Source organism: Alkalihalobacterium sp. APHAB7 (assembly GCF_048323755.1).
Classification (GTDB): domain Bacteria; phylum Bacillota; class Bacilli; order Bacillales; family Bacillaceae_F; genus Alkalihalobacterium.
On record NZ_JBLWFS010000042.1, the window covers coordinates 1 to 22,626 of the forward strand.

The 22,626-nt window shown below is 37.4% G+C and carries 22 protein-coding genes, 1 tRNA gene and 1 pseudogene; 18 read left to right on the top strand and 6 right to left on the bottom strand.

What is annotated here, in order from left to right; all coding sequences use genetic code 11:
- The first annotated feature begins 516 nt into the window (after positions 1-516).
- From ACNSTQ_RS21940 to ACNSTQ_RS21955, 4 genes are all read left to right on the top strand, one after another.
- A complete protein-coding gene (locus ACNSTQ_RS21940; RefSeq protein ID WP_418201885.1) occupies positions 517-3,594 on the top strand; it encodes an efflux RND transporter permease subunit in 3,078 nt (1,025 codons plus the stop codon).
- A 600-nt stretch (positions 3,595-4,194) separates the two neighbouring features.
- Positions 4,195-5,409 carry a M14 family zinc carboxypeptidase gene (locus ACNSTQ_RS21945; RefSeq protein ID WP_418201886.1) on the top strand — a complete coding sequence of 405 codons (1,215 nt, stop codon included), beginning with the start codon at positions 4,195-4,197 and terminating at the stop codon, positions 5,407-5,409.
- A gap of 218 nt (positions 5,410-5,627) precedes the next feature.
- The gene (locus ACNSTQ_RS21950; RefSeq protein WP_418201887.1) at positions 5,628-6,512 is read left to right on the top strand and encodes an HNH endonuclease; all 885 of its coding nucleotides are present in this window, start codon (positions 5,628-5,630) and stop codon (positions 6,510-6,512) included.
- 20 nt (positions 6,513-6,532) lie between these two features.
- Positions 6,533-6,949 carry an SMI1/KNR4 family protein gene (locus ACNSTQ_RS21955; RefSeq protein WP_418201888.1) on the top strand — a complete coding sequence of 139 codons (417 nt, stop codon included), beginning with the start codon at positions 6,533-6,535 and terminating at the stop codon, positions 6,947-6,949.
- Positions 6,950-7,060: 111 nt separating this feature from the next.
- Here the strand turns inward: ACNSTQ_RS21955 and ACNSTQ_RS21960 are convergent.
- Positions 7,061-7,157: transfer RNA gene (locus ACNSTQ_RS21960), tRNA-Sec, on the bottom strand.
- Positions 7,158-7,307: 150 nt separating this feature from the next.
- Between ACNSTQ_RS21960 and ACNSTQ_RS21965 the strand changes: the two genes are divergently transcribed.
- Together ACNSTQ_RS21965 and ACNSTQ_RS21970 are read left to right on the top strand one after the other, a co-directional pair.
- Positions 7,308-8,453, top strand: a complete 1,146-nt coding sequence (locus tag ACNSTQ_RS21965; RefSeq protein ID WP_418201889.1) for a DUF3900 domain-containing protein — start codon at positions 7,308-7,310, stop codon at positions 8,451-8,453.
- Between the two features lie 90 nt (positions 8,454-8,543).
- On the top strand, positions 8,544-9,002 hold the full coding sequence (locus ACNSTQ_RS21970; protein ID WP_418201890.1) for a divergent PAP2 family protein: 459 nt from the start codon (positions 8,544-8,546) through the stop codon (positions 9,000-9,002).
- A 41-nt stretch (positions 9,003-9,043) separates the two neighbouring features.
- On the opposite strand, the gene ACNSTQ_RS21975 is transcribed toward ACNSTQ_RS21970, so the two are convergent.
- Positions 9,044-10,333: an ATP-binding protein gene (locus ACNSTQ_RS21975; RefSeq protein ID WP_418201891.1), complete on the bottom strand. Its 1,290-nt coding sequence runs from the start codon at positions 10,331-10,333 to the stop codon at positions 9,044-9,046.
- A 132-nt stretch (positions 10,334-10,465) separates the two neighbouring features.
- On the opposite strand from ACNSTQ_RS21975, the gene selB reads away from it, so the two are divergent.
- Positions 10,466-12,361 (top strand): selenocysteine-specific translation elongation factor, encoded by a 1,896-nt coding sequence (selB, locus tag ACNSTQ_RS21980; protein ID WP_418201892.1) that lies wholly within the window; start codon positions 10,466-10,468, stop codon positions 12,359-12,361.
- A gap of 83 nt (positions 12,362-12,444) precedes the next feature.
- Here the strand turns inward: selB and selD are convergent, their stop codons facing one another.
- Positions 12,445-13,497 carry a selenide, water dikinase SelD gene (gene selD, locus ACNSTQ_RS21985; RefSeq protein WP_418201893.1) on the bottom strand — a complete coding sequence of 351 codons (1,053 nt, stop codon included), beginning with the start codon at positions 13,495-13,497 and terminating at the stop codon, positions 12,445-12,447.
- Positions 13,498-13,665: 168 nt separating this feature from the next.
- Between selD and ACNSTQ_RS21990 the strand changes: the two are divergent.
- Positions 13,666-13,851 (top strand): annotated as a pseudogene (locus tag ACNSTQ_RS21990) (Rdx family protein); the annotation flags it as partial.
- Between the two features lie 108 nt (positions 13,852-13,959).
- Positions 13,960-15,357 carry an L-seryl-tRNA(Sec) selenium transferase gene (gene selA, locus ACNSTQ_RS21995; protein ID WP_418201894.1) on the top strand — a complete coding sequence of 466 codons (1,398 nt, stop codon included), beginning with the start codon at positions 13,960-13,962 and terminating at the stop codon, positions 15,355-15,357.
- Between the two features lie 44 nt (positions 15,358-15,401).
- On the opposite strand, the gene ACNSTQ_RS22000 is transcribed toward selA, so the two are convergent.
- A complete protein-coding gene (locus ACNSTQ_RS22000) occupies positions 15,402-15,539 on the bottom strand; it encodes a small acid-soluble spore protein P (RefSeq protein ID WP_075386106.1) in 138 nt (45 codons plus the stop codon).
- 147 nt (positions 15,540-15,686) lie between these two features.
- Between ACNSTQ_RS22000 and ACNSTQ_RS22005 the strand changes: the two genes are divergently transcribed.
- On the top strand, positions 15,687-15,941 hold the full coding sequence (locus ACNSTQ_RS22005; protein WP_418201895.1) for a DUF2524 family protein: 255 nt from the start codon (positions 15,687-15,689) through the stop codon (positions 15,939-15,941).
- 69 nt (positions 15,942-16,010) lie between these two features.
- Here the strand turns inward: ACNSTQ_RS22005 and sspO are convergent, their stop codons facing one another.
- Entirely contained in the window at positions 16,011-16,172 is a 162-nt protein-coding gene (gene sspO, locus ACNSTQ_RS22010; RefSeq protein ID WP_075386108.1) for a small acid-soluble spore protein O, read from the bottom strand.
- A 221-nt stretch (positions 16,173-16,393) separates the two neighbouring features.
- On the opposite strand from sspO, the gene acnA reads away from it, so the two are divergent.
- Positions 16,394-19,114, top strand: a complete 2,721-nt coding sequence (gene acnA / locus ACNSTQ_RS22015) for an aconitate hydratase AcnA (protein ID WP_418201896.1) — start codon at positions 16,394-16,396, stop codon at positions 19,112-19,114.
- A gap of 88 nt (positions 19,115-19,202) precedes the next feature.
- On the opposite strand, the gene ACNSTQ_RS22020 is transcribed toward acnA, so the two are convergent.
- The gene (locus tag ACNSTQ_RS22020) at positions 19,203-19,547 is read right to left on the bottom strand and encodes a hypothetical protein (protein WP_418201897.1); all 345 of its coding nucleotides are present in this window, start codon (positions 19,545-19,547) and stop codon (positions 19,203-19,205) included.
- Positions 19,548-19,645: 98 nt separating this feature from the next.
- Between ACNSTQ_RS22020 and ACNSTQ_RS22025 the strand changes: the two genes are divergently transcribed.
- The 7 genes from ACNSTQ_RS22025 to ACNSTQ_RS22055 all read left to right on the top strand — a co-directional run bounded on the left by ACNSTQ_RS22025 (position 19,646) and on the right by ACNSTQ_RS22055 (position 22,517).
- A complete protein-coding gene (locus tag ACNSTQ_RS22025; RefSeq protein ID WP_418201898.1) occupies positions 19,646-19,786 on the top strand; it encodes a hypothetical protein in 141 nt (46 codons plus the stop codon).
- A 14-nt stretch (positions 19,787-19,800) separates the two neighbouring features.
- Positions 19,801-20,010, top strand: coding sequence for a DUF1657 domain-containing protein (locus tag ACNSTQ_RS22030; protein ID WP_418201899.1), 210 nt, complete (start codon positions 19,801-19,803; stop codon positions 20,008-20,010).
- 154 nt (positions 20,011-20,164) lie between these two features.
- Positions 20,165-20,881 carry a DUF421 domain-containing protein gene (locus ACNSTQ_RS22035; protein WP_418201900.1) on the top strand — a complete coding sequence of 239 codons (717 nt, stop codon included), beginning with the start codon at positions 20,165-20,167 and terminating at the stop codon, positions 20,879-20,881.
- A 108-nt stretch (positions 20,882-20,989) separates the two neighbouring features.
- A complete protein-coding gene (locus ACNSTQ_RS22040) occupies positions 20,990-21,130 on the top strand; it encodes an FbpB family small basic protein (RefSeq protein ID WP_275117467.1) in 141 nt (46 codons plus the stop codon).
- Positions 21,131-21,379: 249 nt separating this feature from the next.
- Positions 21,380-21,520, top strand: coding sequence for an acid-soluble spore protein N (locus ACNSTQ_RS22045; RefSeq protein ID WP_216827844.1), 141 nt, complete (start codon positions 21,380-21,382; stop codon positions 21,518-21,520).
- Positions 21,521-21,713: 193 nt separating this feature from the next.
- Positions 21,714-21,902, top strand: a complete 189-nt coding sequence (locus ACNSTQ_RS22050) for a hypothetical protein (RefSeq protein WP_418201901.1) — start codon at positions 21,714-21,716, stop codon at positions 21,900-21,902.
- Between the two features lie 96 nt (positions 21,903-21,998).
- Entirely contained in the window at positions 21,999-22,517 is a 519-nt protein-coding gene (locus tag ACNSTQ_RS22055) for a VanZ family protein (protein WP_418201902.1), read from the top strand.
- The last annotated feature ends 109 nt before the right edge of the window (positions 22,518-22,626 follow it).

The window sequence follows — 22,626 nt, forward strand, 5'->3', positions numbered from 1 at the left end:
ATCTCTTGTGTCCAACATTACAACAAAGTACATGCTTAGTATAAAATTGAACCGCCGTATACGGAACCGTACGTACGGTGGTGTGAGAGGTCGGAGGTTAATCACCTCCTCCTACTCGATTATTTTTGTTTTCGTAAACTTTGTAATTTTACCTAACTGAAAAAAGCGTTTTATAACAATATAATTCCATAAAACCGTGCCACCAACAAATGGGAGACTAAGGTGATCTTGATGTGGGAGGAGGTAGCACGGATTTGTCATCAGAAAGACGTTAAGACGAATTCAGAAAACGTTCATTCTGACGATTGAGATTATTTTACACAAATGTTAACAAAAATAGTCTCATTAATATCAGTCTTGAGACCGATATCAATATAAATCTTAAACAGGATTATTTTTCCAAGTAAAAGTAATATAATCTTCTTGTATGAGAATATATTGTATCTTGGTGGCTAACTGGTTGGATTTCATAATGCACATAATTTAATGGAAGAAAAAGGGCGGAGGAAAAGAACGATGGTTTTTTTAGATTTTTTATTAAAACGTAAATTGATTGTTGGGTTAATGGTTGTGTTTGTATTATTTATCGGAACATATGCAACGACAAAGTTAGATCAAGAGTTAATGCCACCTATTACTTTCGACGGTGCCGTTATTCAAGTGGATGCAGGAGATATGACAACACTTGATGTTGAGCAACGGGTTACGACCCCTATTGAACAGACCCTCCTTGGAATTGATGGTGTGGAAAGTTTTCAATCCTCATCTAGTGTTGGTAACAGTACGATAACGATAGAGATTGAAGAAGGTCGCGGAGAAGAGGTTTCAAACGAGGTGAAATCGACATTAAATGGGTTGAAATCGCAACTCGATGGAGTTAACGATATTCATGTTTTCCCTTATTCTATGAATGGAACGTATGAGTTTTTTATGGATATTTCAAACGGTGATCAAGAAAGTATGGCTATTTTTGCAAGAGAAGTATTAGAGCCCCGTTTGGAAGCATTATCGGAAGTACGTGATGTTGATTTAGTCGGTATGGATCAAAAAGAAATTATCATTGAGTTAAAGCAAAATAAATTAGAAGAATTTGGTCTTAATGCGCATCAATTAATGGGGATCATTCAACAGTCAAACAGTGAGGTTGCATTAGGCGTATTGAACGAAGAAGAAAATACACCAACCTTGCGCTGGAATACGTCTATCCAAAATGTCAATGATGTAAAAAATATCACAATACCTACAACATATGGAGTTAAAAAGTTAAGTGAGGTAGCTTCTGTCTCGGAACAATCGAGTGAACATTCGGCTGGAGTTTGGAAAAATGGAAGTGATAATTTCATCCTTGTCCAAGTCGGAAGAGTGTCTGATGTTACTCAAATTGAAATGGCTGCAGCTATAAGAGCTGAGATTGATAAAATTCGCGCCGATGGTTTAGTTGAGGGTTTTGAATTGAATGAAGTTGTTTCACAAGCAGACTATGTGACTGATGCGATTGAAGGGGTGTCACAAAATGTTTTAATTGGAGGGATCCTCGCTTTATTCGTATTGTTATTATTTTTACGAAATATAAGAGCTACGATCATTATTGGTTTAGCGATCCCTGTTTCTATTTTATTAACGTTTACGGCAATGTGGTATTTTAATTATAGCTTTAATATGTTAAGTCTCGTGGGGTTAGGATTAGGAATTGGTATGATGGTCGATGCTTCTATCGTCATCCTTGAATCCATCTTTAAGAAAAAAGAACAAGGACTTGGAAATTACGAAGCTGTCGTGAAAGGAATTAAAGAAGTATCAACGGCTGTATTAGCTTCAATGTTAACAACAATTGTTGTTTTTTTGCCTATCGGATTGCTTGGTGGAGAAGCTGGGAAGTTCATGATTATTTTATCATTAGTCGTAGTGTTTACTCTTGTAAGTTCAGTCATTGTATCCTTTACATTAATTCCTGCACTTGCTGAAAACTTCTTAAAAGTTAGTGACAAAGCTAAAAATCGTAGTGAAGGGAAGATTATTAGGCAATATGGAACATTAATTTCTTGGATGGGAAGAAAGAAGCGTTTTCGTTACAGTGTCATTGTGTTGTTTATTATGGTGTTTGTTGGATCATTAACACTAGTATCAAAAGTACCGATGACAATCATGCCAGATGTTTTTAACCGATATTCTGAAGTGATGGTGCAATTAGAAAGTGGAACGACACCATCTGAGCGGGAGGAAATCGCATTAGAAATGTACGACCGCTTAAAAGGAGTGTCAGATTTAACCAATACGATTGTCATCGACAATATTAATTCGACGATTTACGCCATTATTAATATGACGCCAATTGAAGAAGCGACTACTGAACAAAGCGAAGTCAACGAACAAATTTTATCCTCCCTTCGAGTATTAGAAGAGCAGTATCCGATCACTAGTGTTGGTTCTGCTATGAATATGGGTGGAGGCTTCCCAATCAGACTCCAAATTTACGGGGAAGATCTTGGAGAATTAGTAGAGATTTCGAGGGATTTAATACACGAGCTTGAACAAATTGATGGGCTAGTGGGCATAAAAGCCGCCTCTGGAGAAAAGATGTTAGATGAAATAAATATTGTTTTGAAGGAAGATACAATCAAAGAGGATAATCTAACCCCTGTACAAATATCAAATGTCATTCAACCTTTATTTTTAAAGAGTCCGATTGGAGAAATTATCGCCGAAGATAATACGCCTAGACCATTAGTTCTAACAACTGACCAACAAATGGACCGTAAACAGCAACTGCTTAATTTCGAGTTCACAACGCCAACAGGGAAAAAAGAAAAACTGTCTAAATACATGGAGCTTGAAAAAAATACAGTCCCGACTCAAATTGATCGAAAAGACGGTGAACGCTATATAACAGTTATCGCGGATTTAGAAGGTCGTGACCTCGGTTCGGTTAATCGTGATATACAACAAATGCTCCAAGACTTCAATACACCAAATGGGTACTCGATTTCCATGAGTGGTGATCTTGAAGCACAACAAGAAGCAATGCAAGAAATGATCATTATTCTAGGAATTGCACTGTTTCTTGTGTATGTTGTAATGGCTGTTCAATTTAACAGTTTAAAGCATCCAATTATTGTAATGTCGATCATACCTATGACAATTACAGGTGTCATCTTAGGATTGTTTATTACACAAATGGAGTTAAGCATTATGTCCGCGATGGGTGTCGTTATGTTGATCGGGATTGTCTTAAACAATGCGATTTTATTAATTGATCGTACGAAGCAATTAAGAAATGCTGATTACCAAGTTGCGGAAGCCGTAGTAGAAGCTGGTAAATCAAGACTACGACCTATCTTTATGACGACATTAACAACAGTCGGGGGCATGTTGCCACTAGCTCTTGCGACCGGTGTGTCAAGCAGCTATCAATCACCGTTAGCAACTGTAGTCATCTCTGGATTACTCTTTGCGACAATGATTACGCTCGTTCTCATTCCTGCAGTTTATTTATTGTTTGAAGACATTTCAAGAGGATTAGGCAGGCTGAAAAGACGAAAAATTAAGGATAAAGGAATTGCAGAAAAAAATGACATGAAGGAAACTACGGTATAGATTTAATTACATCACATGACAGTTAACAGACAGAACCATCTAGTTGCAGATAGCAGGAATCTAGATGGTTCTGTTTTGTTTTCTTTTCTTTTCTTACTGTTCCTCTAATAAGATACTTCTTAAATTAACAATGAACTATTCTTCTATCAGCTTCCTTGTTATCTAACGCATAAGAAAGACTTTGAGCATACATATTTAGTATGCCTTTTGTGATTTTAGAGTAATTCGTTATATAGAAATAAAAAAATGACCCAATTAAGTAAGAGAATTTATGATTAAATGACTCTCTCCTGCTAAGGACTTAACTTTTTGAACACAAATAGATAATGGAAGAAGTACCATTCTCTATTTTAAGATCGAGTCCTAGTAAAATATGTACTTTTTTAAGGACGGAAAGACGTTACACCATTTGTCTATGAGAAAAAGTACATAAGTAATTACAAAGAAATGTTCCATAATTAACCAAAACAAGTATGAAAATCCTATCTTTTCGAGTGGCGAAGGAACACTCCTCCTGATATGGAATGTTTAGGGTGTCGGAATAATTCGGTTTCTCTTTTCAGTTCTTTTCGGCAAAATTAACGTATGGGAGTGTTGGTTATGAAAAAGAAGAAGGTAGTAAAAACATTAGGAGCAATGGTACTGTGTACAAGCTTATTAGCTCCAACATTTACACCGAGTGTATTCGCTCAAGAAACAACTTCTCATCACCATGATTATTCGATCTCAGGGTTTATGACACATGAACAAATGGCAAAGCGACTTGAACAAATTGAGAGAACGAGTCAAGGAAGAGTTCAGGTCGATGTCGTTGGGTATTCAAATAGGGGGAGGGAAATTTATAAAGCAACAGTTGGTCATGGCGACAAAGTCGTATTAATCCAAAGTGAAATTCACGGGAATGAAAAAACAGGTACTGAAGCCGTGATGAATATGCTGCAACAACTAGGGAATAATTCTCCACAATCCAGAAAAATTCGCGAGGAAATAACGTTAGTCGTTATGCCAAAGATGAACCCAGATGGAGCTGAAATGGACAAACGACGAAATGATATGACATGGGAGGAAGTTGTAGAGGCTTTCCCACAATTAGAAGGGGCTAGTCCAGCATGGAACTATCTAGATAGAGGAATTAGCCAAAGCTATAATTATGCTGAAAATCCTGGATTTGATGTAAATCGTGATTTTAATCCAGACTTAGATTATGTGCCAACTGCCGAAGATTTTCCTGGGAATTCTGCCTCACCGGGATGGTTTATAACTCCAGAAGGACAAGCTTCACGTGACGTATATAAAGGTTTATTAGAAGAGTTTGGAAACGTTGATGTATTCGTTGATCTACATCACCAAGGGGTCTACTATGTTGCTGGAACAGACGACCGAGTAACATTATCGATTTCAGGTCAATTTGTACAAGATCCTAATAGTGAACAAGGCGCTAAGTATGAAAAATATGCTGATAAATATAACTATGATTTCTCTAGACAATTAAATGTTGCTGTTTATGATGCATTAGACAGTATTGGTAACTCACCGTTTGGCAATGTGACCCTTTATTCTCAAGGACTGGACTTACCAGGAACTGCTCTTGGTTCGTATGCATTAAATGGCAGCGGAACGGTCCTGTTTGAAGTAACTGGACAGACTCAAAACTTTGGCCAAAAAGAACGTGGAAAACTAGTTAAAGCAGTGGAACGCGGACTATATGGAATTATTGATGGGATCGTAGATGGTTCTGTATATGAAATAGACCCTGAAGAGTATGAGAATATTCCTCTTACGTCAAGATGGCCAGCAAGTCATAGTGGGTTTTAGTAAAAGGCATTATCAAAAAACAACCATTTCTTAGAAAATGGTTGTTTTTTATAATATTGTGACATCTATTAATGATTATATGATGCAACACATGATAAGTATGGGTAAAATAGATTATTATTGTAATGGGTATATATAACCAAAAAATTAGATCAAAGATAATGATTTATAAACAATTTACCTTAACTCATTTTCGAATAAAAGAAAAGAGGTGAGCCGTGAAGAAAAAGTACGTATTACAAACTGTTGATGGTTTAGGTAAGGCCTTTTCATTTACTTTAGGGGGGCCAATCAAATTTGGCGGAAGAGCAATCAACAATGAGTATATTCAAGAAATTGGGGATAGTGTCTCAAATTCAACTAGATTTGTTTTTAAAAATATAGGTGGTGCAACTCAAGGTGTTTTAGACACAGCAATTGGTCTAGTTAAAAAAGATAAGGAATTAAGAAATGAGGGTTTAAGTGAAGTCGGTGGTGCAACGTGGAATGTAGCTACTGGAATGGTTAAGGGTGTATGGTATACATCTAAAAATATGTATGATGTTGCGACAGGTGTAGTTGGTAAAGATCAGGTTAAAGTAAAAAATGGTTTAAAAAATATCGGTAAGGTCGGTGCAGTTCTCGTAATAGCTTACGGAGTATTTGATGTTGTAGATAATGTATCTGGAGAGGTACATGCTAATGTAGAGGTTGCGATTATTGAAACAATAAATGCTGATTTAGACGGTACAGCACATCCAGAATCAGGTGTGCATTATGAAACTAGTACAGTACAACTCCAAGATGGAACCGTTGTCCAAGGTGTATTTCCAGTGTTTGAGTCAGTTTACAATGCCGAACTTCCAGAAGAATACTATGAATCTTCTAGCTATACACACGTAAAGCTTAGTAATGATCAACTGTACGAAGCTATTCACTTGTCTCCCGAACTAAAAGCACAATTTTCGGATCTTCAACTGGAACAAATATATGACGGTGAAACCCCTGATGGATATACATGGCACCATCATGAGCAGCCTGGGAAAATGCAGTTAATGGATACAGTTATTCATGCACAATCAGGTCATACTGGTGGTATGAGTTTATGGGGTGGAGGTTACTAAACTAAAAGGGCGGTGTTTAAGTGAAGAATGTACAATGGAAATATAGTAAGGGTGAAGTCAATGAGGCTACTATCGCAGAATTGGAGTCGTTTTACCAGGTAACCTTCCCTGAATTTTATAAGAAGATTATTCGGAAATATAATGGGGCAAGGCCTCGTCCTTGTATTATACATATAAAGCAAGGGATAGACATTGAATTACGGTCGTTTTTACCAATAGGAAAATCCCTGCCTGATAACCTAGTTACGATAAACAAAGCATTACAAGTGTCACTGCCGAAAGGTGTAATTGCTTTTGCAAATGATGATTTTGGAAATTACTTTTGTTTTGATTTTCGCAAAAAAGATCGGGTAGTTAGTTCATTTTTTGAACATGAAACGAGCAACTTAATCACAATATCAAATGAGCCATTTAAATCGTTAAGCTTGTCTGTTTAATAAATAGAATTGAACTTATAACATCGTATAGAAGTGGAGAATGGCAGGAAAGTACTAGTACAACAGGTGATTTTTCAACAGAAGTAAATATATGGTTAGTCGACGAATTTTTGGCGGGACTGTGTGGGAATCGAACCCACCGGAGACGGCACGCGCCTCCCGAGAGGTTTTGAAGACCTTGGGGGACACCAGTACCCCAGCCAGCCCCGTATAGAAACTTGCGGACAACTAAACACTATTATAGTATTTTTTGTTACGTTAATTCAAGAGTTGTTTTTTCGAACTCACGGTTGACGCTGGAGACTCCAATATCTATACTAAAAAAGTTATCATTCTATACATAAATTAGGTGAAGTAAATGGACTTTGATATTCAATACTTATCATTCTTTGTCATTGATAGTGAAGTACAAGGGGAACAAGGTGCGAAAAGCTACAAACATTATCAAACCCTAGATGAAGTTTCATACGCGAATCATCCTTTAAGTGACTTCCTTGCAGGGGAGTTAATGAAAATTTCAAAGCGAAAAGTTGAAAGACATCCTAAGTCTGAACAAGTGCCTACGAAAATTGGAAGATTTCTCGTTGAAGAAGGGTATGACTTAGCATCAAACCCCAATTTTAATCAATTTAATAAAATTCGAAGCGCTGAGACTTCGGACGATTTTCAACATAGCTGCGAACAATTGGTTCGCTCCTACATGGATACGAGCTCAATTCGGGGCGGGGCATTAATTGTTGCTAGAGCTAAATTAAATAAGTACTTTGATGAACCATTTGTCTTTGTTTTAAAATGTGATTTTGAACCGAAAGTGGCGACAATTACAGACGAAAGAAGTTTAATCCAACAGGTTGAAATGGCGATTACAACGAAAAATATGAAATCGATCCAATACCCCTACATGCCAGAAGAAGGCATGATTGAAGAGTGGGAGCTTAAAATTCACCAATCGTCTCACTCCCGTTATTTTGAAGACTTTCTAAAGTTTGTGGAGTATGAACGGTCAATGCCTGAGATCGTCAAAGATCAAGTGATTACATTGGCAAAGCAGTATTACGAAGATACGGGAGTTATGCCTAACTTGAGGGTTGCGCAACCAGAGGAAGAAGAAACGGAAGAAACCGAAGAAACTGAAGAAACGGAAGCTACAGTCTCTACAGAAACAGCACCACCACCTCAAACAGACTTTGATATGACGATGGAAGTTTGGGCAACAACGCCAAAAAGGGAACTCCAAGAGCAGTGGTCAGCTGAACAAGTGATGGAAGCATCTTATCATCTTGTCGAGCAAATTCCTGAATTGGACTTATCGTTTAAATTAGATCATATGGGTATAAAAGCACTTCTATCTGACTTTGGTGTCAACGTCCATATTGGAAAACAAAATGGGCGCTATTATGTATTATTAGAAGGGGACAGGCTCGAGTTTGGTAAAGGGGCTTCACCCGTTGAGTTTTTAAGACCGAATGAGATGAAGGATATTATTGATAAGATTGGAAAGTAAGTAGAAACAAATTCTTATACCCTTCTTTATTTTGTGTTAATCAGCATAGAAACTTATGGATAACAAACAATATGGAAGAGGTGATAACGGGTGAATAAAGAAATTACAACGGCGCTAACAACGATTGGCATTGCTCAGTTACTTAAAGTACCTTTAAATAAGCAAACGACGGGATCGTGGAACTGGAAATCTGTAATGGAAAGTGGGAATATGCCAAGTTCACACTCTGCAGGTGTTACCGCATTAGCAACGTACGTTGGCTTAAAAAAGGGATTTACTTCTGTCGATTTTGCCTTAGCGGCAGTGTTTGGCATGATTGTCATGTATGATGCTCAAGGCATTCGTAGGCAAGCTGGGGAATTGTCAATAAAAGTTAATCATTTGGATGATGAAGTAGAGAAACTAGCGGGACATGATCGGCATGCTGCACATGAAGAAGAGGATCGCAAGTTAAAAGAGATGCTCGGACACCAACCAAGAGAAGTCTTTGCTGGAGCGTTATTAGGAGCTTTTACAGGAGCTGTTAGTTACTTTTTAAATAAAAATTAGAGGCTATTTCTCCACTGGAGATCTAGCCTCTTTCTTCTATACTATTTTTGCTTATTTTCAATTGGTAAATGGACGGAAACGGTTGTACCTTTACCGAGTTCACTATCAATGTGAAGAGACCCATTATGATTTTGGATGATTTTATAAGAAACCGTCATTCCGAGACCTGTCCCTTTTTCTTTCATCGTGAAGAACGGCTCACCAATTCTTTGTAGGCGTTCTCTCTCAATGCCGCAACCTTCATCTATTATTTCAACACAGATGTTTCCTTCCTTCTGAAAAATCTTAACGTTAATGAGGTCACCTTCTTCAGAAGCTTCAATTGCATTTTTTATAATATTAATAAATACTTGTTTGAGGTGATAGGCTTCACAGTCAATCAGAGGGAGGTCATTTCCAGCATCTACTTCTATTTTAACCCCAGTCATTTTTGCTTCAGAGATCATTAAATCGATAACACTTCTTAATAAACTGACGATATTATTTTTGCTAAAGGCTTCTTTTTGAGGTTTCGCTATTAATAGAAGCTCATTCACAATAATGTTAATTCTTTCTAGTTCTTTGTCCATAATTCCTAAATAAAAGTCATTATCACCTTTGTTTTCTTGGATTAATTTAACAAAGCCTTTAAGGGACGTTAATGGGTTACGAATTTCATGTGCAACACCAGCAGCTAATTGTCCCACGACAGAAAGTTTTTCATTTTTGGCAATCAATTCTTCCGCGCGTTTAATGTCAGTTACGTCTCTTCCGATTACGAACAAGTTTTTTCGCTTTCCTTCTTTTGTAAACAACGGAACTTTAATTACTTGAAAAATTCTTTCCCCTTCTTCTAGTTGAAGAATTTCTTCGAATTGAATAGGTTTTCTCTTGGCCCATGCTTCTTCATCGGTTCTAACGCACTCTAAGAAATGTTCACGGTAGGTCGGATATAACTCACTTAGTTCAGCATCATTTTTACCAGAATAGTCAGCTTCATTAAGGTTATATAACTTATAGGCAAAATCGTTTAGTTCGAGCCAACGGTTTTCGCCATCTTTGATGGAAATAAAGTCTGACATTGCATTAATAAAAGAGGAAAGCATTTCGCGCTCTTCTTCAACTTTTTGCATTTTATATTGGTTTTTAAACAGGATAAAAAATAGTACTCCAGAAACGATGATAAAAAACCAGCCTTTAAACGTTCTCCATATCGTATCTATATTATTAGACTGTTCCATATGAGTTAGGAGTAGGTCTGTACCGAGTATCCAAATGATCCCTAATATAATGTAAAGTAAGGGAATTTTATAGTAAGGTTTATTTTTTAATAAATAATTTAAAGCTTTCATACGATCCGCCTTCCTTAATCGATTCAAGCACTATTATAACACTTGTTTCTACGAAGATTATAAGATAATTAATGTAAATCTTTTAGCTTCTATAAAAAAATAGTTATAATAGGGTGAAATGAGCTAGTTGAGGTGATCAAGATCGAAACACATTACACAATTGGATTAGCAGGTCATATCGATCATGGAAAAACTTCATTAACAAAAGCACTAACGAATATGGAGACTGATCGATTAAAAGAAGAGCAAGAGCGTAACATTTCAATAGAGTTGGGATATGCCTATTTTCAACTATCAGACGAATCTGTCATATCAGTTATTGATGTACCTGGACATGAGCGGTTTATTCGGCAGATGATTGCAGGAGTTGCGGGTATAGATTTAGTGTTGCTCGTTGTTGCAGCGGATGAAGCTGTGATGCCACAAACGAGAGAACATGTTGAAATTCTAAGCCTTCTAGGTATTGAACGAGGGATTATAGTAGTAACGAAAGTAGATAAAGTGGAAGAAGAATTATTAGCTTTAGTTGAAGAGGATATTCGTTCAGAATGTGCAGATACGTTTCTTGAAAACGCCCCTATCAGTTATGTCGATAGCGTTAGTTTAAAAGGAATCGATGATTTAAAGCATGTAATTAAGAATGAACTCAACTATGTCACACATCGAAACTCAATGGGGCCTTTTCGTTTGCCTATTGACCAAGTTTTTTCCGTTCAGGGCCAAGGCACTGTAGTTCGTGGAACAGTTTATGAAGGGAGATTAAAAGAAGGTGAATTTCTTGAAATCTTACCAACTGGACAAAAGACACGCGGACGGCAAATTCAAGTCCATCACAAGCCTGTTCAAGAAGCCGTAGCCGGTCAAAGAGCCGCAATTAATATTGGGGGCTTATCAAAGGATGAGGTGAAACGAGGGGATGTTCTCGTTACTTCACAACATTATTCGGTAACGACGATGATCGATGTCTCTTTACAAGCTGTAAAAAATTTAGACTATCCAGTGAAGCAAAGAGGGTATATAAAAGTTCATATTGGCACTGCAGAAGTCTATGGTAAGATCGTTATGTTTGATCGAAACAAACTTCAGGAAAAAGATGAAGTGCTTTGTCAATTGCAACTTGAAGAACCGATTGTTACGAAGAGAGGGGATCATTTTATTTTAAGACGTCCGACCCCGATGGAGACGATCGGTGGGGGAGTCGTGATAAACCCCGCTGGGCAAAAGTATCGTTTCGGTGAAAAAACAGTTGAAATGCTTAAACGTAAACAAGCAGGAGAACCCAAAGACATCATAATTGAAGTTGTTCAAACGAATCAAAATGTGACTCGTGAAGAATTATTAATACATTCTGCAATTAATGAAGAGGAATTGACTCCTATCATGGATCAACTTTTAGAGACAAATATGATGGTGGAGTGGGAAAAGGGACAATTTACTTTGCGTTCTCTTTATGAGGATACGTTGGTGCAAATGAAAGAGGAGCTCAGACAATTTCATGAAACTAACTCTATGCAAATCGGTAAAAAGAAGGCGGAAATTACTCAAAGTTTTGGGGACATCATTCAATTAAAACTTTTAGAATATTTTATTCAGTTAGCTGTTGAAAATGGTGAAATTAAGAAAGAAGGACCATTTTTAGCCTTGAAAGATTTTACACCATCTATCCCTAAAACATGGGAAAAGCGAATCAACTTTATGTGTTCGGGATTAAAGGAAGAGGGGGTAAATGTATCGCCGTTAAGCGTCTGGTTTACGAGGCAGCAAATTCCACAAGATCTTCAACAGGAAATCCAGCATTTCTTAGTAAGAAACGAACAACTATATGCCCTTGATGAAAAGCACTATATCCATGTCGATGTTCTAGAAGAAACAGTTGTCCATTTACAAAATGAAACGAGTCAGGAATTTTCACTTAAAGATGCGAAAGAAGTCTTAAACGTCTCAAGAAAATATCTTGTACCGTTGTTGGAACTGCTAGACCGGCTAGAATATACAACTCGACAAGAGCAAAACCGAGTATGGAAATAAAAAAAGCCAGGTACTTCAAACTAAAGTTAAGTTTGCGGTACCTGGTACTTTTATGTCTGGTACTTTTATGTCTCACGAAATGTTTACTTTACATATAGTGCTTTTTCCTGCTTTTCAATCACTTCACCGATGATCCTTGCTTCATGAATTCCCTTTGCTTGCAGTTCTTTAATATACGTTTCCGCTTTTTTCTTAGGAAGACTGATAAGTAAACCTCCTGAAGTAATCGCATCACAAAGAATTGCTCTTGTACTTTCTGTGAGAGAGTCGTCATAGTGAACGACATCAACTAACCAATTCGCATTAGCCTTAGAGCCGCCAGGAATAATTCCTTTGTTAGCTAACTCATATGTCCCATCTAGTAGAGGAACAGCCTCATGATCAATAATAAAGCTTACTTCACTAGCTTTTGCCATTTCAAAAGCATGTCCTAACAATCCAAACCCTGTTACATCGGTTACAGCATGTGGTCGATAGGAACATAATGTTTCAGAAGCCGTCTTATTTAACGTTGCCATGACTTCGGTAACGTTTGCTTCTTGTTCTTCTGTTACAGCATTTCGCTTAATTCCTGTTGTTAGTATTCCTACCCCGATTGGTTTAGTAAGAACGAGTACATCACCGGTTTTTGCGCCATAGTTTTTAAACACGCGTTCAGGATGAACAAAGCCAGTAACTGATAGACCAAACTTGGGTTCTTGGTCATCGATAGAATGCCCGCCAATGATAACGGCGCCAGCTTCTTTCACTTTGTCCGAGGCACCTAACAAAATTTGGGCAAGCATTTCTTCTGGAAGTTTCTTTATAGGGAAACCAACAATATTTAAAGCCGTTTTCGGGACTGCTCCCATTGCATAAACATCACTTAATGCATTCGCAGCAGCAATTTGACCAAACATATAAGGGTCGTCAACAATCGGTGTGAAATAATCAACCGTTTGAACGATAGCTAGGTCCTCTGTTATTTTATATACACCAGCATCATCAGATGTTTCTAATCCAACGAGAACATTAGGATCTTCAGTCGTTTTAGGTAAATGACACAAAACTTGTGCCAGGTCGCCTGGACCTAATTTGCATCCTCAGCCAGCTTTTGTAGACATTGCTGTAAGACGGATTTTCTCACGTTCGTCCATGCTTGTCCCCTCCTTCCACCATTAGTTAATCTTAGTATAATGAATGTTTTTGCATACTGGCAAATGATACCTTACAATGGAAGATGAAATTCCAATAATGAAGGGAAGGTTGTTTATATGAGTTACAAAGTATCTGTTCAATTTTGCATGATGTGAAACTTTGCACCTAAAGCCGCAAGGTTTGCGGAAGAGTTATTTAATCACTTTAGAGGTAATATTGAAACGTTAGAGTTAATCCCAAGTTCAGGTGGTGCTTTTGAAGTAACAGTGAATGGAGAACAACTCTATTCCAAGCTTGAAACAGGTGAATTCCCTGAAACAAGTCTGATTATTGACAAAATGGAAAAAATGTAGGAAACGATATAAAATAAAGCTTATACAGGATAGAAGAGGCTGACAACATACAAATTATGCAGCCTCTTTTTCATGGTTGTTATGTAATGAACGAGAAGAGGTTTTTCAATGAAGGAATTATTAAGACAACTACCACCCATTCACGAAATTCAAAAAAACGAAAAATTTATCGCTATAAAAGGGATGTACAACCTTTCACAAGACCAATTGACTGCAATGACGAAGGAAGTTGTAGCACTTATTAGAACGGAGTGGCTCCACACCACCAATGGGGAGTACACGCCAACTGCCGAACAAATTCAGAATCGTATTTTTGAGGCACTAGAAAAGAAAGTGAAGGATTCCTCAGCTTACTCCCTTCAACGTGTCATAAATGGAACAGGAACCATATTACATACGAATTTAGGAAGGGCGAAGTTAAGTGAAGAAGCCATTGATCAAGTTGTTTTAGCAGCGAGAAATTACTCTAACTTAGAATACAATATCGAAAACGGCACAAGAGGTTCAAGACACGATATTATTGAAAAGGTGATTAAGAGCGTTACCGGTGCAGAAGCTGCAATGGTTGTCAATAATAATGCTGCAGCTGTATACCTCATTTTAAAAGCTCTAGCGAAAGAAAAAGAGGTAATTGTTTCTCGCGGTGAATTAGTTGAAATTGGCGGCTCGTTTCGAGTTTCTGCGATTATGGAAGAAAGCGGAGCAACGCTAGTTGAAGTTGGTACAACAAATAAGACACACCCGTATGATTATGAAGAAGCGATAAGAGAACAAACCGCTATGATCATGAAAGTGCACACGAGTAATTTTAAGACGATTGGATTTACCGCTTCTGTTCCCTTAAAAAGTCTTAAATCGATAAAAAAGGATCACCCTCAAGTGCTGCTATATGAGGACTTAGGAAGTGGCGCTCTTCTCGACTTTCGTGATCACCAAATTGGGGAAGAACCAACTGTGAGAGAGGCGTTAGGAAATGGCGCAGATATCGTATCCTTTAGCGGTGATAAGCTTTTAGGTGGTCCACAAGCTGGTATTATCGCTGGAAAAAAATCCATTATTAAACGCTTGAAAAAACATCAATTAGCACGAGTACTTAGGGTCGATAAAATGACACTAGCAGCACTCGAAGCTACATTAAAAGCTTATACTTTTTCAGATGAAAAACAAAATGACATTCCTACTGTTAAGGCTATTTTAGAGTCTAAAAGCAGTATTCAAAAAAGAGCAATGCAATTTCTGGAAAAAGGACAAGGCTTACCCTTTCATATAAAACTTGAAGAAGGAACATCACAAATTGGTGGTGGAACGATGCCAGGAGTTGAATTAGCAACTTTTTTAGTGTCTATTGCAAGGAAAGGTTGGAGTGCACAGCAATTATTTAACGAATTGCGCTTAAGTGAACCCTCTATTGTTACTCGAATTATCGATGAGAAAGTACACATTGACTTACGCACTATTACGGCGGAAGAGATCGATATCATCATTACAACTCTTCAACGTCTATAATCCATCAGTGGAAAAATGCATCTCCACTGATGGAGATGTATAAATTAACCTTCACCATCTGTTTGGCCAACGTGATTCCGTTGTTTTACTTTTTTAGAACCTTTCATTGGTGCAGGTTGACCCGGGTTTTCTCCTTTGGGCGCATTCTTGCGAATATCTTTATAAGAGTTGCGTTCAGCCATGATGTATCCCTCCTTTATTTAAATAAGCATTAAATAAGATCTAAATTACTTGCAGTATTAGTATCCAAAAACTTTGTTCGGTTTATTCGATGAATAAAGCAACATAAAGTAATGAAAAATAAAATGAGATTATAGAGGAGGGATACTATGCCTTATCAGAAAGATAAACAACAATCGTTCCAAGCGGCGGAACAAGCTTTTGTTCAAGCGCAAGAAGCAACAGCTTCAATTGACACAGCTAGGGCAGATTATGGTTCAAATGTAAAAAGAGCAAAGCAGGAAATAGAAGAAGCATTTACTCAAATTAATAAAGCTTTAACAAACGCATCAGAACATCAAAGAGAACAGCTCAATAAATACGAGCAGGACCTAGAGCAATTACGAGATCAAGTTCAGGATTAAAACTTACGAGTACCAAAGCACCCCCAATTTTAGGTGTTTTCTAAAATTGGGGGTGCTTTTTTAGTTTTCTTATTGATTTTTCTTTTTCTTTTTGTTATTTTGTCGTTGCTCCTCAGTCAATGGCTCATTTGCCATTTCTTGTCCGAATTTGGAATTATACCCTACATCTTTCCCTTGTCCTTTAGCAGCATTAGCTCCTGGGATAATGTGGTTAGATTTTCGTTTAGTCAATGAAATCACCTCCATTTCATTAGTTTTTCTAAAATCTTAATATTAATTTCAAAAATTCATTTATTCTTTAAGAATCTTTTGCTATTCTATAGTAGGGAAATTTACATCCAGTGGTAAAAGCGCTTACCTAAGTGCTTTTACAAATTAGTTACACTTTTTTCCCCAACTATTTCGACAACTTTGTCAATCTGTTATATAATAGCTATGAGGAGGGAATACATATGACAAACACTTTTAACGCACGTTCATCTTTTGAAGCGAATGGTAAAAAGTATGATTACTATCGCCTTCAAGCATTAGAAGAAGCTGGTGTTGGAGAAGTCTCTAAACTTCCTTATTCAATTAAGGTTTTATTAGAGTCAGTTCTTCGCCAAGAAGACGGTTTTGTAATTAAAAAAGAGCACGTAGAAAATCTAGCAAAATGGGGAACTAGTGAAGTACAAGACATTGATGTACCTTTCAAACCTTCACGTGTAATTTTCCAGGACTTCACTGGAGTACCATGTGTCGTTGACCTTGCTTCTTTACGTAAAGCAATGGCTGACCTAGGTGGAGACCCACAAGTAATTAACCCTGAAATTCCTGTTGATCTTGTAATTGACCACTCAGTACAAGTAGACAAAGCAGGTACTGCTGACTCATTAGAGTTCAACATGAACCTTGAATTCCAACGTAATGAAGAAAGGTATCAGTTCCTTAGCTGGGCGCAAAAAGCATTTGATAACTATCGTGCTGTTCCACCAGCAACAGGTATTGTTCACCAAGTTAACTTAGAGTACCTAGCAAATATTATCCAAACGACAACAGATGAGAATGGTACAGTAGCATTACCAGACTCAGTATTTGGTACTGACTCTCATACAACAATGATTAACGGTATTGGTGTTCTTGGATGGGGTGTTGGTGGTATTGAAGCAGAAGCTGCAATGCTAGGACAACCATCATACTTCCCAGTTCCTGAAGTTATTGGAGTAAAAGTTACTGGACAACTTCCAAGTGGAACGACTGCTACTGACGTGGCTTTAAAAGTTACGCAAGTACTTCGTGAAAAGAAAGTTGTTGGTAAATTCGTTGAGTTCTTTGGTGACGGCCTTGCACAAATGCCGCTTGCAGATCGTGCAACAATTTCTAACATGGCTCCTGAATATGGTGCTACATGTGGTTTCTTCCCGATTGATGAGGAAGCACTTAACTACTTACGCTTAACAGGACGTTCTGAAGAGCAAATTAAGTTAGTTGAAGAATATTGCAAAGCGAACAGCATGTTCTACGTAGCTGGTGAAACTCCAGATCCAGTATTTACTGACGTAGTAGAACTTGACCTTTCTGAAATTGAAGCTAACCTTTCAGGTCCTAAACGTCCACAAGACCTTGTACCACTTTCTCAAATGCAGGAATCTTTCCGCAATGCGGTAGTGGCACCTCAAGGAACTCAAGGTTTAGGTCTTTCTAAAGATGAGTTTAATAAAGAAGTTACAGTTCAACTAGCGAATGGTAATGAAACAACTATGAAAACAGGTGCAATTGCAATTGCTGCAATTACAAGCTGTACAAATACATCTAACCCGTACGTTTTAGTAGGGGCAGGTCTTGTTGCGAAGAAAGCTGTAGAAAAAGGCTTGCAAGTTCCTGAGTATGTAAAAACATCTTTAGCGCCAGGTTCAAAAGTTGTAACAGGCTACTTACGTGACTCTGGACTACTTCCTTACCTTGAGCAATTAGGATATAACATCGTTGGTTACGGCTGTACAACTTGTATCGGTAACTCAGGTCCTCTTGCTGACGAGCTTGAAAAAGCAATCGCTGACAATGACCTAACAGTTACTTCTGTACTTTCTGGTAACCGTAACTTTGAAGGACGTATTCACCCGTTAGTGAAAGCAAACTACTTAGCTTCACCTCCATTAGTAGTTGCTTACTCATTAGCAGGTACTGTAGATGTTGATCTTAAGAACGATCCAATTGGTAAAGATAAAGACGGAAACGATGTATTCTTTAAAGATATTTGGCCAACTGCTGAAGAAATTGCAGCTGTTGTAGAACAGACAGTAACTCCTGAGTTGTTCCGTAGAGAATATAACGATGTATTCGAAAGTAATGAGCGTTGGAACGAAATCGAAACAACAGAAGATGCGCTGTATAAGTGGGATGATGAGTCTACTTACATCGCTAATCCTCCGTATTTCGAAGGACTTTCAAAAGAGCCAGGCGAAGTTAAGCCATTATCTGGTTTACGTGTACTAGGTAAATTTGGTGATACAGTTACAACTGACCATATTTCACCTGCTGGTTCATTCAGCAGCACTACTCCAGCTGGAAAATACTTAGTTTCTAAAGGTGTTGAGCCTGTAGACTTTAACTCATATGGTTCTCGTCGTGGACACCATGAAGTAATGATGCGTGGTACGTTTGCAAATATCCGTATCCGTAACCAAGTTGCTCCTGGTACAGAAGGTGGATATACAACTTACTGGCCAACTGGTGATGTAATGGCAATCTATGATGCGGCTATGAAGTATAAAGAAGACGGAACAGGTCTTGCAATCTTAGCTGGGAAAGACTACGGAATGGGAAGCTCACGTGACTGGGCAGCTAAAGGTACAAACCTACTTGGCGTTAAGACAGTTATTGCTGAAAGCTATGAGCGTATCCACCGTTCTAACCTAGTATTAATGGGTGTTCTTCCGCTTCAATTCTTAGAAGGTGAAAGTGCTGAAACATTAGGCTTAACTGGAAAAGAAACGTTCGAAGTAGCCGTTACTAACGATGTTAAACCTCGTGATATCGTAACAGTTACAGCAACAGACGAAGCTGGAAACAAAACGCAATTTGATGTACTAACTCGTTTTGATAGTGAAGTTGAAATTGAATACTACCGTCACGGTGGAATTCTTCAAATGATTCTTCGTAACAAACTAGCTAACGAAAAAGCAAATGCTTAATTCATAAATAAACAAGGCTGACCATTGGGTCAGCCTTGTTTTATTTTATAAAATGTAAAGATGCGTAACACTAGTAACATTGATGATATTATTTCTTAATATAATACGTAGCCCGGTCTGTCTTAATGGTCATAAATTCTTTAGATGTTTCAAATGATAACAGTTGTCGGATCGGTAACTCATAACTATTTAATGGAAGTTTAGCTTTTCCATTTGTATGAACGACTGTGCCCTTACCTCTTAATTGAATAGTGTACGGGTCAACATAATCATCGGTATCTTCTACTTGTTCAACGATTTCCACTTCCTCAAGTGACAGAGTATTTTTGTCTACATCATCTCGTTCCTGTTTCTCAATAGAAAGCTGTTCTCCTTTCCAATCATTCAGGTGATTAAGTATCGATTGAATTTCTTCGTTTGACTTGCTAGACATTTTAAGTCCCCCTTCCATTTTACATTCATATTTTTTTCTACTTTAGCCAAACCTATGAACGAAAAATAAAAACTTCTTTGAAAGAGAGGAAAAAAGAAATGGGACGTACGAAAAAAGGCAATGCAAATGCCAACCGAAATAACAATGCTAAGAAGCAAGGGAAAAAGAACCATACTGAAGAATTTGCATCTTATGCAGAAGTAGAATCTGAAAAAATGAGCCGCGACATGGACAAGTAAGGAGTAAGGAAAATATGACAGTTCAAACGCAAATGCAACAAGCACTTGCACAAGCCCAAAGTGTTCAGGCTAGTCTTGTGCAATTTTCGTTAGAAACAGAAAATCAACAAGCAAAGCAAATGTTTGAACAATTAGCTCAACAGCAAAAAAATATCTGTAATCTACTTGAGGGTCGATATCAGCAAGTATTAAACGAGGAGCCGCAATTTAATCAAAATCAGTAAAAATCGGTTTGTTGAAACGAAAATATTTCTCAATATGGCTTCTTTCAAGGCTAAGACGGGCGGGCTGACTCCAACTGTGTATACACCCAATATAAGTGGTGTATTTTACTTTGCTTGAGTCAGCCTGTTTAATTTAGAAAGGAGTATACATTACATGTTTGAATTTTGGACAGGGTCACCTGATTTAGCAGTGTATGGATTTTTAATACGAGCACTTATTGTATATGTTTATGTTTTTCTTTTGGTTAAGATTTTAGGTCAGCGATCCCTAAGTACTGTTAACCCAATTGATTTTATTTTCGGCGTAATTATTGGTGATATTGTTGGGGAACCGCTATCAAGTGGTGAACTCCCATTAGGTGGGCCGTTAGCAGCAGCAGGGTTAATTGTAGGGCTGCATTTAGCGTTAACCGTAATATCGCTACATACTCCACGATTTAGAAGAGTTGTGGAAGATGAACCGATCATTTTAATTCGACATGGAAAGATCTTAAAAGAGCAAATGACAAAAGCCAAAGTTACGATCGATTCTTTATTAATGGATATGCGCTTGCTTGAAACGAATTTAAACGAGGTCGATTATGCTATATTAGAAGCAAATGGACAGATTAGTGTCATTAAAAAAAGTCAATACGATTCGATAACTCCACAGGATATGTCCCTAGAAACTGCTAAAAAAGGGTATCCAACCGTACTTATTGAAGATGGAAATATTATTTTGGCTAATGTTAAAAAAATTGGGACCGTCGATTGGTTAAGAGAACAAGTGACCAAGCATGGTTATGGAAGCTATAAAGACATCTTTCTAATGACAATGGATGAAGGAGGACAGATCTATATAAGTCCACAGGAAAAACAAGGAGCACAATAGGTTTTTAGAACCACAAATATAATATAAAGTAAGAGTTTTCTTACAATTAGGTATAAATTCACTCTATAACAGTAAAAATAGTGATACTATTTGTTAGGAGTGATATACATGAGAAAAATTAGAAAATTATCATTTGAGGAATTAGTTCAGGAAAATAAACGGCAACTAATGAATGATAAAGAAGCGCTTGAGAAAATTGAAGAGCGCTGGGAACAAAAAATTCAGAAGGAAAATGGTGTGGCATTTTAAGGGACTAGGTCTGTTATTGATAATGAAAAACCGGTAATTGCACCGGTCTTTTTTTACACGTAAAGTAAGCATAAATTGAGAGCAAGTAAATACATTCGACGTAGTACCAATGACCGTGTTTCTTTTAACTCATACGGCGGTTCCAGTCCGTACGTCGCTATACTGGACCTTGCACTTTCTTATCAAAAACTGCCACTTATGATTCACACTCTTTCTGCTTACATTATAGTTAGAGAAAGGGGGAGAACCATGGCAAAGTCAAAGCACGCATTTGATAAGTTTCGCCCAAATCACCTAGGTACACAGCCTAGAAAAAGTGACTCTAATAATGGTAAGAAAATGAATACAAAAGGAAATGAACATCCTGATTATGTCCCGCCAAAAGGGTAAGCGTTAAGTGCTAGTTGACCTCAATTTTGATGGAGTGCTATAACCGATAGCATCATCTCAGTTGAGGCCTGGCACTTTTTTTGATGGTTAACCTCATATTTGAGTGTGTTGAGCTGCTGTTGGCAATACTTTTTGCTCGTAACGTAAATAGTACCATGCTATCATGAAGTAAAAGAATTAAAGAGGAGATAGTATGGGTAAAGAACAATATCATTGCTGTGCTGCTTGCAAGCACTTTAGAGTGTTAAAAAACAATGGAAATACCCATTATTTTTGTTCGCGTTTAAAGTACGAAACAAAACCAAATTATCAATTTAACTGTTGGGAACCGAAAGAAGCGGTATTAAAAATAATGCAAAAACGTGGTGTTGAAAAGTGTTGAAATTCATCAAAAATTTGAGAAGGAAAAGTCTTGTCTAATCGTCCCAAAAAATCAATAATGAAACAAAGGTTAACTTAGGATGTGGATTAGAAGGACGTGTTTTCTATTAATAACAATAACAAACAAAATTTATCTTCTTCTCAACAAATAAGAGCCTTTGCTCTTGTTCTATTTGTTATTTATTTATGTTTACTTTTTTATGTCACGTTGTTTGCTTGGAATTATGGAGCTTCACTTGGAGCTGAAGGACCAGGTGGTCGCAATTATAATTTAATTCCTTTTAGAAGTATTTACCGAATCACTGTTTTTAGTAAAGATATAATGGATCCAATTACCATATTAGTGGGAAATATTGTGTTATTTATGCCGTTCGGTTTTTTACTTCTATTTGCAATGAAACAGTTAAAAAAAGTCATTATAAAGGTTACAATTACCGGCTGTATTATATCCATTTTTATTGAATCCAGTCAGTTTATGTTTACGTATCGTGTTGCAAATATTGACGATGTTATATTAAACACGTTTGGTGCATTAGTAGGAGTACTCCTATTTGTATTTTTGCGGTTGATTAAAAGGCGAGTTATTATCTTCTACAAGAAAGAGGCTGGGACATAACTGGTCCAAAATAGTCATAAAAAAGCTCCGAGCATCAAAAAACGATGTTCGGAGCTTTTTTGGGCTGATCCTTCCGGATCTATTGCCTGATTAACTGCACTTAGCGATG

Coding starts and splice junctions, on each gene's coding strand:
- ACNSTQ_RS22035 (WP_418201900.1), top strand. CDS start 20,165: ATGTTTGAATTTTGGACAGGGTCACCTGATTTAGCAGTGTATGGATTT.
- ACNSTQ_RS22045 (WP_216827844.1), top strand. CDS start 21,380: ATGGCAAAGTCAAAGCACGCATTTGATAAGTTTCGCCCAAATCACCTA.
- ACNSTQ_RS21975 (WP_418201891.1), bottom strand. CDS start 10,333: ATGAAAGCTTTAAATTATTTATTAAAAAATAAACCTTACTATAAAATT.
- ACNSTQ_RS22040 (WP_275117467.1), top strand. CDS start 20,990: ATGAGAAAAATTAGAAAATTATCATTTGAGGAATTAGTTCAGGAAAAT.
- ACNSTQ_RS21965 (WP_418201889.1), top strand. CDS start 7,308: ATGGACTTTGATATTCAATACTTATCATTCTTTGTCATTGATAGTGAA.
- ACNSTQ_RS22020 (WP_418201897.1), bottom strand. CDS start 19,547: ATGTCTAGCAAGTCAAACGAAGAAATTCAATCGATACTTAATCACCTG.
- selA (WP_418201894.1), top strand. CDS start 13,960: ATGAAGGAATTATTAAGACAACTACCACCCATTCACGAAATTCAAAAA.
- ACNSTQ_RS21945 (WP_418201886.1), top strand. CDS start 4,195: ATGAAAAAGAAGAAGGTAGTAAAAACATTAGGAGCAATGGTACTGTGT.
- ACNSTQ_RS22050 (WP_418201901.1), top strand. CDS start 21,714: ATGGGTAAAGAACAATATCATTGCTGTGCTGCTTGCAAGCACTTTAGA.
- ACNSTQ_RS22030 (WP_418201899.1), top strand. CDS start 19,801: ATGACAGTTCAAACGCAAATGCAACAAGCACTTGCACAAGCCCAAAGT.
- ACNSTQ_RS22025 (WP_418201898.1), top strand. CDS start 19,646: ATGGGACGTACGAAAAAAGGCAATGCAAATGCCAACCGAAATAACAAT.
- ACNSTQ_RS22005 (WP_418201895.1), top strand. CDS start 15,687: ATGCCTTATCAGAAAGATAAACAACAATCGTTCCAAGCGGCGGAACAA.
- ACNSTQ_RS21940 (WP_418201885.1), top strand. CDS start 517: ATGGTTTTTTTAGATTTTTTATTAAAACGTAAATTGATTGTTGGGTTA.
- acnA (WP_418201896.1), top strand. CDS start 16,394: ATGACAAACACTTTTAACGCACGTTCATCTTTTGAAGCGAATGGTAAA.
- ACNSTQ_RS22000 (WP_075386106.1), bottom strand. CDS start 15,539: ATGGCTGAACGCAACTCTTATAAAGATATTCGCAAGAATGCGCCCAAA.